The sequence below is a fragment of the Pseudomonas helvetica genome, assembly GCF_039908645.1.
GTDB lineage: Bacteria > Pseudomonadota > Gammaproteobacteria > Pseudomonadales > Pseudomonadaceae > Aquipseudomonas > Aquipseudomonas helvetica.
Genome location: NZ_CP150917.1, coordinates 6,367,601 through 6,382,826, shown reverse-complemented (window position 1 = coordinate 6,382,826; position 15,226 = coordinate 6,367,601). Strand labels below are relative to the sequence as shown.

Genomic DNA, 15,226 nt, shown 5'->3' with positions numbered 1-15,226 from the left:
CTGAGTGGCTAGTGTCAGTCAGTTAAGCGCAATCCATGTGGGGTCGGCGCACGGCCGTCTCCAAAGGTTCCATGCCTTAATGTCTGCGATATTCTTTGTCCGTTGCACGCTGGTACTAGCCGCTTTGCTGCTCAGCGCGTGCCAGCAGCAGGACGCGCCGCCGCTCGATCAACAGCTTTACGTCTGGCAGCGGCAATGGACCGATGCCCATGAGGATGCTCTGGCTCAATCGCGCGGGGACTTTTCGACGTTGCGGGTGTTGGCCTTGCAGACTTATCCACAGGCTGGTTGGCGTCGTGCGCGAATCAACCCGGCGCTGTTGAAGAATGATGGTCGCCCGCTGATTACAGTGATTCGACTCGATGGCCAGCTCAAGAGCCTGGATCAAACCGAAGCCTCGGCGCAGATCCAGAGCGTAGTAGCCGAGTGGCAGGCTCAGGGCCTGACGCTGGCCGGCGTCGAGATTGACCACGATGCTGGCACGGCGCGCCTGCCGGCCTACCGTGAGTTTCTCGTTGGATTGCGCAACGTGTTGCCGACTACGTTGAAACTGAGCATCACCGCACTGCCGGCCTGGCTCGACAGTCCCGAACTGCCGGGGTTGCTGGCGGTGGTCGACAGCAGCGTGTTGCAGGTGCACGCGGTGAGCAGTCCCGAACACGGGTTGTTTGATCCGGCCCAGGCGAAACAATGGACCGGGCGCTGGAGTCGGATCACTGCGAAACCTTTCTACCTGGCGTTGCCGGCCTACGGTATCGCATTGCTGCCGGGGGACGGCGGGGCGCCGATAGTCGAAAGCGAAGTGCCGTTAGAACGCGTTGGCCAGCGCCGTGAGTTGCTGGCTGATCCGCACCAGTTATCGACACTCGCCAGTCAATTGCGCGCCGAGCCACCGCCCCATCTGGCCGGGTTGATCTGGTTTCGTCTGCCGCTCAAGGGCGACCGACGCGCGTGGAGCTTGGCAACGTTACGCGCGGTGGCGCGGGGGGATCGGTTGGCCAGTCAGCTCGAGCTGAACCTTTCCAGCCATGACGGTCTGTACGACATTGCGGTGAGCAATCGCGGCAACCTCGACGGAGGTCTGCCCGAGCGCGTGACGCTGGCGGTCACTGAATGCGATGCGGTGGATGCGCTCAACGGCTATGCCGTGCAGCAGACACCCGGACAACTCAGCTTTACCCGCCTCAAAGACGGCCGATTACCGGCAGAGGCCGAACGCACCCTTGGTTGGGCGCGCTGCACAAAAATTGATCAAGGAAGTTCTCATGTCTATCCCTAACTGGCCGCGTCAATTGCTCGCTTTAGGTCTCTGTCTGCCGCTGGGCTGCGCGATGGCTTGTGGGCCTGATTTTCCGCTGCGCTTGCTCGGTGACCGGGCACAGACCCTGGGTGAATTGCCGGAGGGCAGCTTCCGGTTCGAAGTGAATCGCCTGGGCAAATCCATCGCCGGTTTGAAGCCTGCACAGGTCATGACGGGCGACTTTGTTTACGGCGCAGAGAATGATCTTTATGTGCAGGCGCGAAAAACCGCTGAACAGACGGGTTTGAGCGACGCTCAGCGCGCGCAGGTAGCGCAGTTGCGAACACTTCCGGACGCGCAACAAGTGCAAGCCGAGGGCGCCAGCCTGCCGCCTGAACTCAGCCTGTACACCGCCGGAGCGGTAGCCTTCAACGCGGGCGAACATGCCGTGGCGGCAGAGTATTTCCGCAAAGTGCTGGCGCTGCCGGCCGATCAGCGGGCGTTGCGCAGCACCTGGGCGGCTTACTCGCTGGGACGGGCCTTGTTCGCCATCAGCCAGGAGGCCAATGATCTCGACGAAGTTGGGCGCCGCGAGAGTCTGCAACAGGCCCGTCAGGCCTTTGTGCAGGCTCGCCAGTTGAGTATCGAAGGCTTCAGCGACCCTCAGGAATTGGGCGTCGCCAGCCTTGGTGAAGAAGCGCGGCTGGTACGTCTGGCGGGTGACTGGAACACTGCCGTCGAGCTTTACGCGACCCAAAGCCTGCAAGGCTCGCAAGTCGGTTACAGCTCGCTCAAGCAGTTGATGAATGAACTGGGCGAGATGCCGGAGGCGCAGCTCAACGAGGTGCTCAAAGGCAAAGCGGTGCAGCAATTGGTCACGGCGGCGTTGATCAGCCATGTCGGCTGGTCGTATGGTGAACAACCGCCAGCTGAACAAAAAATGATCAAGTCGCTGGTCCAGAGCACCGTTGGCAGTCTGGATAACGCCGACCGTCTGGCGGCGCTGAATTATCAGATCGGTGATTACGCCACCGCCAAAGCCTTGCTCGAACATGCCGGTGACGGCGGCCTGGCCTGGTGGTTGCGAGCCAAAATGGCGTTGCGTGAGGGTGACAAAGCGGCGGCTGCCGGCGCCTATGCCAAGGCAGCCAAAGCCTTCCCGCAGGATGAAAACTGGGGCGATCGAAGAGCGTCCAGTGGCGACTACGAAACGCTCAAACCCGGCTGCCGGGTCGACGGAGAAAGTGCGTTGCTGGCGCTGGAGCGTGGTGATTACCTGCAAGCCTTTGAGCAGCTGTATCGCAGCCAGGATCTCTACTGGGAAGACGCGGCTGTTGTCGCGGAACGGGTGCTTACCGTCGATGAATTGAAGCAGTTTGTCGATCGTCAGGTGCCAGCGCCAACGCCGTTGACCCAGCAGGAGCGCGAGCGTTATGTGCCGGTACCGATCGCGGCACGTCTGCGGAACTTGCTCGGGCGTCGGTTGCTGCGTGAAGAGCGCTACGACGAAGCGCCGGGGTACTTTGATAATCCTGAGTTGCAAACCAAGGCCAAACATTACGCCGAGCTGCGCCAGGAGGCTGAATCAGCGTGGTGGCCCACTCGTCGTGCAGCGGCTTATTTCAATGCAGGCATGGCTGCTCGTCATTGGGGAATGGAGCTTCTCGGTTACGAAATGGCCCCGGATTACGCGACATTCGATGGCAACTACAGCCTTGAGACAACTGAGTTAAAAGTCGGTCCGCTGATTTCAGAAGGGGAGGTGCAACGCCAGCAGGCCAGCGCAGCCAAACCGGACGAACGTTTCCACTACCGTTACATTGCTACAGGCCTGGCTAGCAAGGCGGCGGACCTGTTGCCCCACAGCAGCGGGGCGTTCGCGGCGGTTCTGTGTGCAGCGGCGGGTTTTGGTACCAGCGTTGAGGAGGAAAAGGCCTTCTACCAACGTTACGTCAAAGAAGGACCTTATGTGGATTGGGCGGTGAACTTCGGGCATCAATGCCCTTATCCCGACTTTCAGAACGCCGATAAACGTTACGTGACTCAAGTCCTGGAGCCCGTGCGTTCAACCTTGCGGCCCTATAAAAAGTGGCTGCAAATGGGGTCTGTGGTGATGTTCACGGCATTGGCCCTGTTGCTGATCAATCGCCACAAGCGCAAGGCCCATCGTTAAGCCTGCTGAACGAACGTCAGGCGCAGTGCAAAACCGATCAGCAGGCTGCCAAACAGCCATTGCTGCATGCGCTGCGCCGAGGGGCTGCGTTCAAGCCAGCGACCGAGCCAGGCACCGATCAGTGCGTAACCGCTGTCGAACAGCAAACCGGCCACCACCAGCAACACGCCCAGGGTCGCGAACTGCGTCAGCACCGGCCCTGCCTGCGGATCAATGAACTGCGGCAACAGCACCGAGCAAAACAGCAGCGCCTTGGGGTTGAGCAGGTTGGTCAACAAGCCGCGCTGGATCGCCGCGCGCCACGCAAGTTTCGCAACGGCTGTGCCGTTGGCATTCAGGTTCGGCAGCATGTTTGAGCGCAAGCATTGAATCCCCAGCCACAGCAGATAGGCCGCGCCGGCCAGGCGCACCACTTCAAAGGTCCAGGGTGCAGCCTTGAATAGCGTCGCCAGGCCCAGCGCTGCCAGCGCAACGTGGCAACCCCGGGCAATCGCCAGGCCAATGGCGGTGGCCAGCGCGGCGGCTTTACCCTGTCGGGCACCGGTTTGCAGCAGCAGAATCATGTCCGGGCCGGGCAACAGGTAAACCACTGCCAAGGCCAAAAAGAACATCCAGAGCTCTGCCATGCTGCACCCCATTCGTTAGCGATTCGGTGATCAAAGTCTAGGGCCGAAGGGCAGGGCAGGTGGTTGCGTAGTCGCGCCTGGAAACGGCTAGACTTGGCAGATTCTGCCAATCGATGAATTAAAACAGTCGGGAACTGCCAAACCATGAAACTGGACGCCTACGACCGCCGAATCCTTGCCGCGCTGCAACGCGACGGTCGCCTGAGCAACGTGCAACTGGCGGATGAGATCGGCCTGTCCGCTTCGCCGTGTCTGCGTCGGGTGCGAATGCTGGAAGAGGCCGGGGTGATTCGCGGGTATCAAGCCAACCTGGATCGCGACGAAGTGGGGCTGGGGCTGACCGTGTTTGTCGGGGTCAAGGTCGAGCGCCACAACGACGAAGAGGCCGAAGCGTTTCGACTGGCGGTAACGGCATTGCCCGAGGTGATTTCGGCGTTTCTGGTGTCAGGCGAATCGGATTTTCTGCTGCAGGTGGTGGTGCCGGATTTGCGCGGTTATGAGCGTTTTCTGACCGGCAGTCTGCTCAAGTTGCCGGGTGTGAGTGATATTCGCAGCAACTTCGCAATTCATACGGTGAAAACCCCAGGACCATTACCGCTGGGGCATTTGCCGAGCTGATGCTCAGCCCGGCTACGCTTTCATCTTTATATGTGCGGGTTGGGTGATGGGCGGGGAGCCAAAAATTCACTACCATCGTTATATCGTAACGATTTGCAAAAAATGCAACGGCCTGACGACTTATCCACAGGTCTGGTTCACGTAACAGCAAGTACTGAGGTGGTATGCAAGTCGATCTGGAGGCTGAGGGGACGAACGTGGAAGGACTGCCGCGTTTTCAGCAGGCGGTGTTTCACGGACGTCGGTTGAAGCGGGTGGGCATCGGCCTGGCGAGTCTCGCAGCAGCAGGCTTGTTGTTGGCGTTTTTTGTCGGGCTATTTGCACCGCAATCGATCTGGCCGCCGCTATTGGTCAGTCAGTCTTCGGCGTTGATCGTGGTGGTGGCCGGTTTGCAATCGGCCTGGTGGATCACCCAATGGCGGGCGCGGGCGCTGGTTGAACCGGTGGTTGTGCTGGCTGCGGAGCAGCTCGAACCGATCGAGGCGCTCGGCTGGTATGAGCGACTGTTGGCGCGAGCGGGTGAGCGCTGGATCGGGTTGCTGGCGCAGATCGGCGCACCGACGTTGTGGCTGGCCGGTTGGTCATTGCTGGCGTTGTTCAGCCTCGAACAATTCTGGAACCTGACATTACCCGCCGCTGCACTGGGTCTTTCGGCCAGCGTTGGGGCGGCGCTATCGTTGTTGCTGGCGTTCGGCTTGCTGGTGTGCGAGCGCCAACTGACTCAGGAAGTTCCCGCGCAATGGCCCGAAGCCGGGCAGTTGGCGCAGCTCACTCGCGTGGCGATCATCTGTCTGGTGACCGGCGCATTCTGCCTGTTGTTCAGCAGCGAAACTGCTGTCTGGCCGGTGCGTCTGGCGGTATTGATCGGTCTATTGCCGGGGCTGGTCGCCGCAGAGTTGTTGCTGCGTGCGGTGTTGTCGTTGTTCAGTCCGCGTCGCGATCTGCTCGAACCGACGTTGCTGGCGCGCAGTTTTGTCGCGGACATGTTGCGCTGGCCACCACAACCTTTGTTGGCGTTGCAGCACGAATTGCATAACCGCTTTGGTATCGATCTGCGGCAGATCTGGGCTTTCACTTACATGCGTCGGGCCTTCTTGCCTGTGCTGAGCGTGGTGCTGTTCGTGGGGTGGCTGCTCACCGGGATTCACGAAATACCGCTGCAAGGGCGGGGGATCTACGAGCGCTTTGGCAAGCCGGTGCAGGTGTTTGGTCCGGGTTTGCATGCCGGTTTGCCTTGGCCGTTGGGCCGGGTGCTGAGCGTCGAAAATGGTGTGGTTCACGAATTGGCGACCAGCGTCGGTGACACGCCAGCGGTGACGGTGGCTGATCCTGCGGAAGGGCCCGCACCGGCCATTGCCAATCGGTTGTGGGATGCCAGCCACGTGAATGACAAGTCGCAGGTGATTGCCAATAGCAGCAACGATAAACAGAGCTTCCAGATCGTCAATATGGACGTGCGTTTTGTCTACCGCATCGGTTTGAGCGATCAGGCCGCGTTGGCGGCGACCTACAACAGCACCGATGTACCCACACTGATTCGCAGCACCGCCAGCCGGATTCTGGTGCACGATTTCGCCTCGCGGACCCTCGACGGTTTGCTTGGGGCCGATCGGGTAGGGCTCGCCGAAGACATTGGTCGTGCCGTGCAGGCTGATTTGCAGAAGCTCGACAGCGGCGTGGAAATCCTCGCTACGGTCGTCGAAGCGATTCACCCTCCGGCCGGAGCTGCCAACGCCTATCACGGCGTGCAAGCGGCGCAGATCGGCGCGCAAGCGTTGATCTCGCGCGAGCGTGGCGCAGCTGCCGAGCAGACCAATCAGGCGCAATTGCAGGCCAGTGTCGCCCATGACCAGGCGCTGGCCACGGCCCGCGAAGTCTACGCTACGGCCCAGGCCGCCGACCTGCGCTTCGCTGCCGAGCGCAAAGCCTACGCCGTAGCCGGTCGGGCCTTTGTGCTGGAGCAATATTTCGCACAACTGAGCCAAGGATTAGCCAACGCAAAAGTACTGGTCCTCGATCATCGTCTGGGCGGCAACAGTACGCCGACCATCGACTTACGCAGCTACACGTTACCCGCCACCTTACCGACTGACACTTCGCCGTCACGTCAACCCGTTCAGTCAGGAGCCGCCAATTGAGCCCGTCGCATTCCCACGAGCCGCATGATCATCACGACCACGCCGGCCACGACCATGGCCATGGCGGGCATCATCACGGCCATCACCATCATCACCATGGCGACCCGCAAGAGGCGGGCCCCTTCCCGTGGCGACGCATGGGCTGGGCGGCGCTGCTGGTGCTGTTTGCCATTGCGGCGGCGAGCCTGGTGCAAGTGCGCTCGGGCGAGGCGACGGTGATTACCCGTTTCGGCAATCCTTCGCGGGTGCTGCTGGAGCCTGGCCTCGGTTGGCGCTGGCCGACACCGTTCGAGGCGGCGATTCCGGTCGACCTGCGACTGCGCACCACCTCCAGCGGTTTGCAGGACGTGGGCACCCGCGATGGTTTGCGAATCATCGTTCAGGCTTATGTCGCGTGGCAGGTGCAGGGTGATCCAGACAATGTGCAACGCTTCATGCGAGCGGTGCAGAACCAACCGGACGAAGCAGCGCGGCAGATTCGTACGTTTGTCGGCTCGGCGCTGGAAACCACTGCCAGCAGTTTCGACCTGGCCAACCTGGTGAACACCGACGCCAACCAAGTGCATATCGCTGATTTCGAGGCGCAACTGCGCAAGCAGATCGATCAACAACTGCTGACCACTTACGGCGTGCGTGTGCTGCAAGTGGGTATCGAACGGCTGACACTGCCGTCAGTGACCCTGACCGCCACCGTCGATCGCATGCGTGCCGAGCGTGAAACCATTGCCACCGAACGCACGGCCATCGGCAAGCGAGAGGCGGCGCAAATCCGCTCGGCCGCCGAGCGCGATGCACGGATCGTCCAGGCTGACGCCACAGTGAAGGCTGCGGACATCGAGGCCCAATCGCGGGTTGAAGCCGCGCAAATCTACGGCAAGGCTTACACGGGTTCGCCGCAGTTGTACAACTTGCTGCGTTCGCTGGACACCTTGGACACGATGATAAAGCCTGGCACAAAGCTGATTCTGCGTACCGATGCTGCGCCATTCCGGGTGTTGGTTGATGGACCGCCGACGCTGGATAACAAGTCTGGGTCTCAGCCATGAGGGTGGTTCCACGTGGAACAAATGAACTCGACAGCCCGTGGATTCAGGCGGGGCGTCTGGCATTTCTCGCGCTTTATGCGGTAACGGTGTTGGCCGCGTTGGCCTGGGCTTTCTCCAATGTGCGGCAGATTGATCCGCAGAATCGCGCCGTGGTGATGCACTTCGGCGCGCTGGATCGCAACCAGAACGCCGGCCTGCTGTTGGCGTGGCCGCGTCCGTTCGAGCAGGTGATTTTGTTGCCGGCAGCGGATCGGGTGATCGAACGGCGGGTGGAAAATCTGCTGCGCTCCGATGCTGCGCTGCAAGGTGAGCGTGTGGCGAGTTTCGCCAATCCACTGAGCGATGCGCTGGCCGGTTCTGGGTATTTGCTCACTGGCGATTCGGGCGTGGTGCAACTGGATGTTCGGGTGTTTTACAAAGTGACCGAGCCTTACGCCTTCGTCCTGCAGGGTGAACATGTGCTGCCGGCGCTGGATCGTTTGGTGACTCGCAGTGCGGTGGCGCTGACGGCTGCACGAGACCTGGACACCATTCTGGTCGCTCGGCCGGAGTTGATCGGTGCCGACAATCAGGCCGCCGAACGTCGCGAACGTCTGCGCGGTGATCTGGTGCAAGGGATCAATCAACGCTTGGCCGAGTTAGCCGCGACGGGGTTGGGACTGGGGATCGAAGTCGCCCGGGTCGACGTGCAATCGAGTCTGCCCGAACCTGCGGTCAATGCTTTCAACGCGGTACTGACTGCCAGTCAGCAGGCAGATAAGGCCGTAGCGAACGCACGTACTGAAGCCGAAAAACTTACTCAGACCGCGACCCAACAAGCTGATCGCACGCTGCAAGTGGCTCACGCTCAAGCAAGTGAACGCCTGGCCAAAGCGTCGGCCGACACCGCCACGGTGCTCAGCCTGGCGCAGGCGCAACAGAAGGGCAGCGACCCGGAAATGCTCCTGCGGATCTATCGCGAGCGCATGCCGAAAATTCTCGGTCAGGCCGGCTCGGTTACCACGGTCAACCCTAAAGACGATTCCCGCCTGATCATTCAGGGAGCCGAACAATGACAACTCAAACTGCCGCCGCGCCAAGCATGCTGAGCACGGCTGAACAACGCAGCGCCGCACGCCAGTTGACCCTGGCGATGCTCGCTTTGGGCTTGCTCGGCCTGGGGCTGGTCTGGCGCTGGTTGTCGCCGGAGCAAACCGGTGTCAGCCAGTTATTGCTCGGGTTGGCTTCGTTGCTGGTGGCCGTTCCGGTCATGCGTTCGGCTTGGTACAGCCTGCGCTATCCGAGCCTGCACGGAATCACCGATCAACTGATCGCCTTGGCGATGATGGGCGCCTGGGCGACGGGAGATCTGCTGACCGCGGCCTTGTTGCCAATCATCATGATCTTCGGCCATGTCCTGGAAGAGCGCAGCGTGATTGGCTCTCAGGAAGCGATCCACGCGCTGGGCCGTCTGACGCGCAGCCACGCACGCAAGGTTCAGGCCGATGGCTCGATTATCGAAATCGACAACGCTACGCTGAAGGCTGGAGACATCGTCGAAGTGCGCGCAGGCGATCGAGTCCCAGCGGATGGGCGGGTGTTGTCCGGTCAAGCGAGCCTGGACACTGCGCCGATTACCGGTGAGTCGGTGCCGCTTGAGGCCATCGTCGGCATGCAAGTGTTCGGCGGGGCGATCAACCTCGATGGTTTGCTGCGGTTGGAAGTGACCCGCACCGGCAACGAATCGACCCTCGGCAAAGTCATTGCGCTGATGCAAAGCGCCGAGCGCTCCAAGCCACCGATCACCCGATTGTTGGAACGCTATGCCGGCAGCTACATGGTGCTGGTGTTGCTGTTGGCCGCAGTGACCTGGTTCGTCACCAATGATGCGCAAGCAATGCTCGCAGTACTGGTTGCCGCCTGCCCATGTGCATTGGTGCTGTCGGCCCCGGCCACGGCGATTGCCGGGATCGCGGTAGCGGCGCGCCACGGCATTCTGATTCGCAGCTCGGCATTCCTTGAAGAGTTGGCGGACCTGACGTCGTTGGTAGTCGACAAGACTGGCACCCTGACGTTCGGCACGTTGCGTTTGCAGTCGATCGACAGCCCGGTCGAGGACCGCAGCACCTTACTGAAACTGGCCGCCAGCCTCGGTTCGGCCAGCAGCCACCCGGTCAGTCGGGCATTGGCCGGGTTGGTCGCTCAGGAGCATTTCCTGTTGCTGTCGGATATTCGGGAACGCCAGGGCCTGGGCGTGGTGGCGATGACCGAACAGGGCGAAGCGGCGCTCGGCCGACCCGAGCTGTTTGCGCAGTTGGGCATCGCCACCTCGACGGTGCCGGTGCACGATGGGCCGATTGCCGGTCTGGCGTTGGATGGACGTTTCCTCGCGTGGTTGTTGCTGGCTGACAGCGTCAAACCGGAAGCGCGTTTTGCCATGAGAGAACTGCGCGAACTGGGCCTTGGCCGGCAGTTGTTGTTGACCGGTGATCGACAAAGCGTCGCCCACAGCCTGGCCCATGAAGTCGGCATCAGCGATGTCGAGGCGCAAGCCTTGCCGGAAGACAAACTCAATCGCGTCCTGACTGAAATCGACAATGGTTTCCGGCCGATGGTGGTCGGCGACGGCATCAATGATTCGTTGGCGCTGAAGGCTGGCGTGGTCGGAGTGGCCATGGGCGCGGGCGGGGCAGACATCGCCCTGGCCTCGGCCGACATCGTATTGATCGGCAGCGATCTGCGTCGACTCGGGACTTGCGTACGCCTGAGCCGCCAGTGCCGGCAGACCTTGCAGGTCAATGTGATCATCGGTCTGGGCTGGACGCTGGCGATCGTCGCGTTCGCCGCGTTTGGCTGGCTGGGAGCGGCAGGGGCGATGATCGCTGCGGTCCTGCATAACCTGAGCACGTTGCTGGTGTTGGGCAATGCCGGGCGTTTGTTGCGGTTCCAGGAACCGCTGCTGAAGCTGAAAGAAGAGGGTTGAGGACGTGGCCGGTCAGTTCGTAACGCGACCTGTAGCAGCTGGCGAACTGTGCGCACAATTGACAGTCAACTGTGAAGAGGGCGCACCTCTTCAGGTCGTTACGTGGCTGAAACAGTGGGTTTACGACAGCTTGTTGCTCTATCGTGACTCATAGGAAAAGGCTATTAAATCGATAGCCAGCTAATTTTCCACAATGGTCTACCCTCAAATCAGACGTCTGAAACAAGGGGGACTATTCATGCTCGCGCAACTGCCACCGGCCTTACAGAATCTGCAATTACCGCTTCGCTTGCGACTCTGGGACGGCCATGAATTTAATCTGGGCCCTGCGCCCAGCGTCACGATTGTGGTCAAGGACCCACAATTAGTGTCTCAATTCACTCGCCCAAGCCTTGACCTGCTGGGCGCCGCTTTCGTTGAGGGCAAGCTCGAACTTGAAGGCCAGATCAGCGATGTGATCCGGGTATGTGATGAGTGGAGCCAAGCGTTGCTGGATGATGTCGACGGCAAGCAGCCGGTGCGCTCTGTCCATGACAAAGCCACCGACGCAGCGGCGATTTCCTATCACTACGACCTCTCGAATGCTTTCTATCAGCTCTGGCTCGACAGTGACATGGCGTATTCCTGCGCTTACTTCGAAACCGGTAGCGAAACCCTGGAACAGGCCCAACAAGCAAAATTCCGCCACCTGTGCCGCAAACTACGGCTACAACCCGGCGAATACCTGCTGGATGTCGGCTGCGGTTGGGGAGGGTTGGCGCGTTATGCGGCGCGAGAGTTTGGGGCGAAAGTATTTGGCATCACCCTGAGCAAGGAGCAGTTGGCATTGGCCCGGGAGCGGGTGATCGCTGAAGGTTTGCAGGATCAGGTTGAGCTACAACTGCTCGATTACCGCGATCTGCCTCAGGATGGGCGGTTCGATAAGATCGTGAGTGTCGGCATGTTCGAACACGTCGGGCACGCCAACCTGGCGGAGTACTGCAAGACATTGTTCGGTGCCGTGCGTGAAGGCGGCCTGGTGATGAACCATGGCATTACCGCCAAGCACACAGATGGCCGGCCGGTCGGACGCGGAGCGGGTGACTTCATCGAGCGCTACGTATTCCCTAACGGGGAATTACCGCACCTGTCGATGATTTCGGCTGAAATCAGTGAAGCGGGGCTGGAGATCGTCGACGTCGAAAGCCTGCGTCTGCATTACGCACGCACGCTGGACCACTGGAGCGAGCGGCTGGAGGACAACCTTGAAGCCGCTTCCAAAGAGGTGCCGGAGCAGGCGCTGCGGATCTGGCGACTGTATCTGGCAGGCTGCGCCTATGCGTTCGCGCGGGGCTGGATCAACTTGCACCAGATCCTCGCGGTCAAGACCCATCCCGACGGCAGCCATGAGCTACCGTGGACGCGTGACGATATCTACAACCCTTAAAGGATCGGCGAGATAAGCCGGGCGACCCGCATGCCAAGCTGTTGCAGGCGGTGGGTCTTCCGGCTTTCGCCTTTGGCAATTTCGTGGGCCTGAGCAAAGTCGTCGTTGAGCATATGTTCCACCAAACCTGCGAATTCGCTGTCGACGGTCAGTAGCATGACTTCGAAGTTGAGCCGGAACGAACGGTTGTCCAGATTCGCACTGCCGATGGCCGTGATCTCACTGTCGATCAGCACGACCTTCTGATGCAGGAAGCCCGGTTGGTAACGGAATACCCGAACCCCGGCGCGTACCGCTTCGAAAGCGTACAGGCTGGAGGCGGCATAGACGATCCGGTGATCCGGTCGAGATGGCAACAGGAGCCGCACATCGACACCGCGCAGCACCGCCAGGCGTAGCGCGGCAAATACCGCTTCATCGGGTATGAAATACGGGCTGGTGATCCACACGCGTTCGGTCGCGGAGTGGATGGCTTCAACGAAAAACAGCGAGCAGGTTTCGTAAGGGTCCGCCGGTCCGCTGGCCAGTAGTTGGCAGAGCACGCCGTCATCGGGGTAGCTCTGTGGCAGTATCAGCGGTGGCAGTTTTCGGGAGGCCCAGAACCAGTCTTCCGCGAAAGACTCCTGCATGCACGCAACCACGGGGCCGCTGACGGCGATGTGCGTATCGCGCCACGGTGCCAGCGGTGGTTTCTGGCCCATGTATTCGTCACCGACGTTATGCCCGCCGACAAAGCCCAGCGCGCCGTCGACCACGACAATCTTGCGATGGTTACGGAAGTTCACCTGGAACCGATTGAGCCAGCCACTGCGTGTGGCAAACGCTTCGACCTGCACCCCGGCATCACGCAAGGGTTGAACATAGCTGTGAGGCAGGGAGTGGCTACCGATTCGATCGTAGAGCAGGTAAATAGCGACGCCTTCAGCGGATTTTTCCATCAGCAGTGTTTGCAGGCGTCGGCCGAGCTGGTCGTCATGGACGATGAAAAACTGAATCAACACGGCTTCGCGGGCGGCACGGATCGCGTCGAAAATCGCGTCAAAGGTTGCCTGGCCGTTGATCAACAGCCGTACCTGATTGTTTGCCAGGCACGGCATCCGCCCCAGCTTCGGCATCGCCCGCAACGAGGTGTAGGCTTTGGAGGCGCGGGCGGTCAGCGCTTCCTCGATCCACGGACGCCAGTTCAGGTCGGCGATGGCCTTGTGCATTTCTTCGTTAGCTTGCCGACGAGCCTTGATATAAGCGTCGAAGGTGCTGCGACCGAAGACCAGATAAGGGATCAGCGTCAGGTAAGGTATGAAGACCAGTGACAAGGCCCAGGCAATCGAGCCTTGAGCGGTCCTGACGGTCAATACGGCGTGAATGGCGGCGATCGTGCCCAGTGAGTGGATGAGCGCGATCAGATACGCGAAAAGATGGGGTCCAAAAAAATCCATGGGGCAATCATGCTCCTGACAATTCAATGCTTAACAGACCATGTTCCACGGTGAATGTCGCTATTTAATTAGACATGCAACCGAAGTAGATTGGCGACGTCTAACGGGCACTATTGTCTAGGAGTTACTCGATGAACGTACGTCTGCTGGGTTTGGCCATGGCTGTTGGCTTGTCACTTCCTGTGGTCGCTCAGGCGCAGATGCTGCAACCGGGTTTGTGGGAGTTGACCTCAAGCAACATGAAGGTCGATGACCAGAACCTCCCGGATCTGCAGTTGATCCTTAACCAGTTGGGCAGCCAGATGACGCCGGCACAAAAGGCTGCACTGGAGAAACAGGGCATCACCATGGGGGGTAAAGGGATTCGTGTGTGCCTGACCCAGGCACAGGTTCAATCCGACACCATTCCCCTGCAAGACCCACAGTCAGGCTGCACGCAGCAGGTCACCGACCGCAGCGGCAACCAGTGGAAATTCCGCTTCAGCTGCCCGAAAGCCCAGGGCGCCGGTGTTGCTACGTTCCTTAGCGATCGCGAATTCAACACCACGGTCAACGGCACGTTCAACGCCACCGGCATTCAGCAAAAGGGCAGCATGGATACACGCGCCGTGTGGCTGGGACAGGATTGCGGAACGGTCAAACCTCGCGCTTGATCTCTATTGCTGGCAAGGCTGCGGCCTTGCCAGCGACAGCGTCCACTTCGATCCGCAGCCGCTCACACACCACTTCAACACTCATCCGCCCAAAATCCTCGCCCTTGCCGCTGCGCAAACTGACGAATCCGCCGTCCATTTCCTTGTCACCGATCACCAGCAAGTAGGGCACCGCCAGCAGAGTGTGGTGGCGAATCTTGTTCCCGATGTTTTTCTTGCGTAGATCGGAGTTGGCGCGAAAACCTGCGCGACGCAGTGCTTCGGTGACTGATTGTGCGTAGCCGATCTGACGCTCATCGATGTTCACGACGACTACCTGTTGCGGGGCTCGCCATTCATCGAGCTCCTGCTGACTAGCCCAGCACACGCCGTAAATCCGTTGCCGCGATGTTCCGCAAAGATGGGCCAGGGTGAACGCCTGCAATACTCTGGTTGAAGGTACGTACGGACCATCACCCATCTCTTCGAAGTTCCCCTGCCGAGATTGCGACAGCACGTAATTGATCGAGTGGTTGGTGGTTGCCAGGGCGTACATCCGCGCTTCGATCAGCTTCAGGTCGTCAAGCTGTAACGATTGTTCGTGGGTAAGTTCACAGTAAAAACCATCACCGACAACCGCACCTGCGTACAGCTTTACCTCGGTATAGAGCTGCCTGATCGCCATCGCCAACAAGCACACGCAAGACCGGCGAAGGATCTCCAGACCTTCCGGTTCCTGCGGTGTGACGATGTTCACCCGTGCGTCCTGACTGATCACGAATGCACAATCCACCAGCGTGCCATTCACCCGGCCGGCGACCGCCGCTTTAGCCAGGCCAATACCAATGCTGGCTGCAACTTCAAATACCGAGAGTGGTTGGTCGTACTCGCGCAGCGAGCCGTCAGGCAGGGTGATGTGAATCATCGTC

General features: G+C 60.2%; 12 protein-coding genes and 1 pseudogene. 10 read left to right on the top strand and 3 right to left on the bottom strand.

The annotated features are described in order from the left end of the window. The first annotated feature begins 79 nt into the window (after window positions 1-79). Window positions 80-1,279 (top strand): DUF3142 domain-containing protein, encoded by a 1,200-nt coding sequence (locus tag AABM55_RS29575; protein WP_347928473.1) that lies wholly within the window; start codon window positions 80-82, stop codon window positions 1,277-1,279. Continuing rightward, complete coding sequence (locus tag AABM55_RS29570) at window positions 1,266-3,413, top strand: hypothetical protein (RefSeq protein ID WP_347928472.1); 2,148 nt, start codon at window positions 1,266-1,268, stop codon at window positions 3,411-3,413. The genes AABM55_RS29575 and AABM55_RS29570 overlap by 14 nt, the downstream gene beginning before the upstream one ends. Here AABM55_RS29570 and AABM55_RS29565 read toward each other — a convergent pair. Next, window positions 3,410-4,039 carry a LysE family translocator gene (locus AABM55_RS29565; RefSeq protein WP_103314835.1) on the bottom strand — a complete coding sequence of 210 codons (630 nt, stop codon included), beginning with the start codon at window positions 4,037-4,039 and terminating at the stop codon, window positions 3,410-3,412. The two genes, AABM55_RS29570 and AABM55_RS29565, sit on opposite strands and share 4 nt — an antisense overlap. Before the next feature lie 144 nt (window positions 4,040-4,183). On the opposite strand from AABM55_RS29565, the gene AABM55_RS29560 reads away from it, so the two are divergent. The 7 genes and pseudogenes from AABM55_RS29560 to cfaB all read left to right on the top strand — a co-directional run bounded on the left by AABM55_RS29560 (window position 4,184) and on the right by cfaB (window position 12,229). Continuing rightward, a complete protein-coding gene (locus AABM55_RS29560; protein ID WP_054594814.1) occupies window positions 4,184-4,657 on the top strand; it encodes an Lrp/AsnC family transcriptional regulator in 474 nt (157 codons plus the stop codon). A 164-nt stretch (window positions 4,658-4,821) separates the two neighbouring features. Then, on the top strand, window positions 4,822-6,795 hold the full coding sequence (locus tag AABM55_RS29555) for a protease modulator HflK (protein WP_347928471.1): 1,974 nt from the start codon (window positions 4,822-4,824) through the stop codon (window positions 6,793-6,795). After that, complete coding sequence (locus AABM55_RS29550) at window positions 6,792-7,841, top strand: protease modulator HflC (protein ID WP_347928470.1); 1,050 nt, start codon at window positions 6,792-6,794, stop codon at window positions 7,839-7,841. Before AABM55_RS29555 ends, AABM55_RS29550 begins: the two co-directional genes overlap by 4 nt. After that, entirely contained in the window at window positions 7,838-8,896 is a 1,059-nt protein-coding gene (locus AABM55_RS29545; RefSeq protein ID WP_347928469.1) for a protease modulator HflK, read from the top strand. Before AABM55_RS29550 ends, AABM55_RS29545 begins: the two co-directional genes overlap by 4 nt. After that, complete coding sequence (locus tag AABM55_RS29540) at window positions 8,893-10,803, top strand: cation-translocating P-type ATPase (protein ID WP_347928468.1); 1,911 nt, start codon at window positions 8,893-8,895, stop codon at window positions 10,801-10,803. The genes AABM55_RS29545 and AABM55_RS29540 overlap by 4 nt, the downstream gene beginning before the upstream one ends. Window positions 10,804-10,846: 43 nt before the next feature. Continuing rightward, window positions 10,847-10,957, top strand: a pseudogene (locus AABM55_RS29535) (DUF2063 domain-containing protein); the annotation flags it as partial. 84 nt (window positions 10,958-11,041) lie between these two features. Then, window positions 11,042-12,229 carry a C17 cyclopropane fatty acid synthase CfaB gene (gene cfaB / locus AABM55_RS29530; protein WP_347928467.1) on the top strand — a complete coding sequence of 396 codons (1,188 nt, stop codon included), beginning with the start codon at window positions 11,042-11,044 and terminating at the stop codon, window positions 12,227-12,229. Here the strand turns inward: cfaB and cls are convergent. Next, window positions 12,226-13,665: a cardiolipin synthase gene (gene cls, locus AABM55_RS29525; RefSeq protein WP_347928466.1), complete on the bottom strand. Its 1,440-nt coding sequence runs from the start codon at window positions 13,663-13,665 to the stop codon at window positions 12,226-12,228. The two genes, cfaB and cls, sit on opposite strands and share 4 nt — an antisense overlap. Window positions 13,666-13,796: 131 nt before the next feature. On the opposite strand from cls, the gene AABM55_RS29520 reads away from it, so the two are divergent. Beyond that, window positions 13,797-14,318, top strand: a complete 522-nt coding sequence (locus AABM55_RS29520) for a DUF3617 domain-containing protein (protein ID WP_054594808.1) — start codon at window positions 13,797-13,799, stop codon at window positions 14,316-14,318. Here the strand turns inward: AABM55_RS29520 and AABM55_RS29515 are convergent. Continuing rightward, complete coding sequence (locus tag AABM55_RS29515; RefSeq protein WP_347928465.1) at window positions 14,302-15,222, bottom strand: His/Gly/Thr/Pro-type tRNA ligase C-terminal domain-containing protein; 921 nt, start codon at window positions 15,220-15,222, stop codon at window positions 14,302-14,304. The two genes, AABM55_RS29520 and AABM55_RS29515, sit on opposite strands and share 17 nt — an antisense overlap. Window positions 15,223-15,226 lie beyond the last annotated feature (4 nt).

Bases quoted from the DNA above. Each gene is read 5' to 3' on its own strand.
- AABM55_RS29575 (WP_347928473.1), top strand. From the start codon at position 80: ATGTCTGCGATATTCTTTGTCCGTTGCACGCTGGTACTAGCCGCTTTG.
- AABM55_RS29570 (WP_347928472.1), top strand. From the start codon at position 1,266: ATGTCTATCCCTAACTGGCCGCGTCAATTGCTCGCTTTAGGTCTCTGT.
- AABM55_RS29565 (WP_103314835.1), bottom strand. From the start codon at position 4,039: ATGGCAGAGCTCTGGATGTTCTTTTTGGCCTTGGCAGTGGTTTACCTG.
- AABM55_RS29560 (WP_054594814.1), top strand. From the start codon at position 4,184: ATGAAACTGGACGCCTACGACCGCCGAATCCTTGCCGCGCTGCAACGC.
- AABM55_RS29555 (WP_347928471.1), top strand. From the start codon at position 4,822: ATGCAAGTCGATCTGGAGGCTGAGGGGACGAACGTGGAAGGACTGCCG.
- AABM55_RS29545 (WP_347928469.1), top strand. From the start codon at position 7,838: ATGAGGGTGGTTCCACGTGGAACAAATGAACTCGACAGCCCGTGGATT.
- AABM55_RS29540 (WP_347928468.1), top strand. From the start codon at position 8,893: ATGACAACTCAAACTGCCGCCGCGCCAAGCATGCTGAGCACGGCTGAA.
- cfaB (WP_347928467.1), top strand. From the start codon at position 11,042: ATGCTCGCGCAACTGCCACCGGCCTTACAGAATCTGCAATTACCGCTT.
- cls (WP_347928466.1), bottom strand. From the start codon at position 13,665: ATGGATTTTTTTGGACCCCATCTTTTCGCGTATCTGATCGCGCTCATC.
- AABM55_RS29520 (WP_054594808.1), top strand. From the start codon at position 13,797: ATGAACGTACGTCTGCTGGGTTTGGCCATGGCTGTTGGCTTGTCACTT.
- AABM55_RS29515 (WP_347928465.1), bottom strand. From the start codon at position 15,222: ATGATTCACATCACCCTGCCTGACGGCTCGCTGCGCGAGTACGACCAA.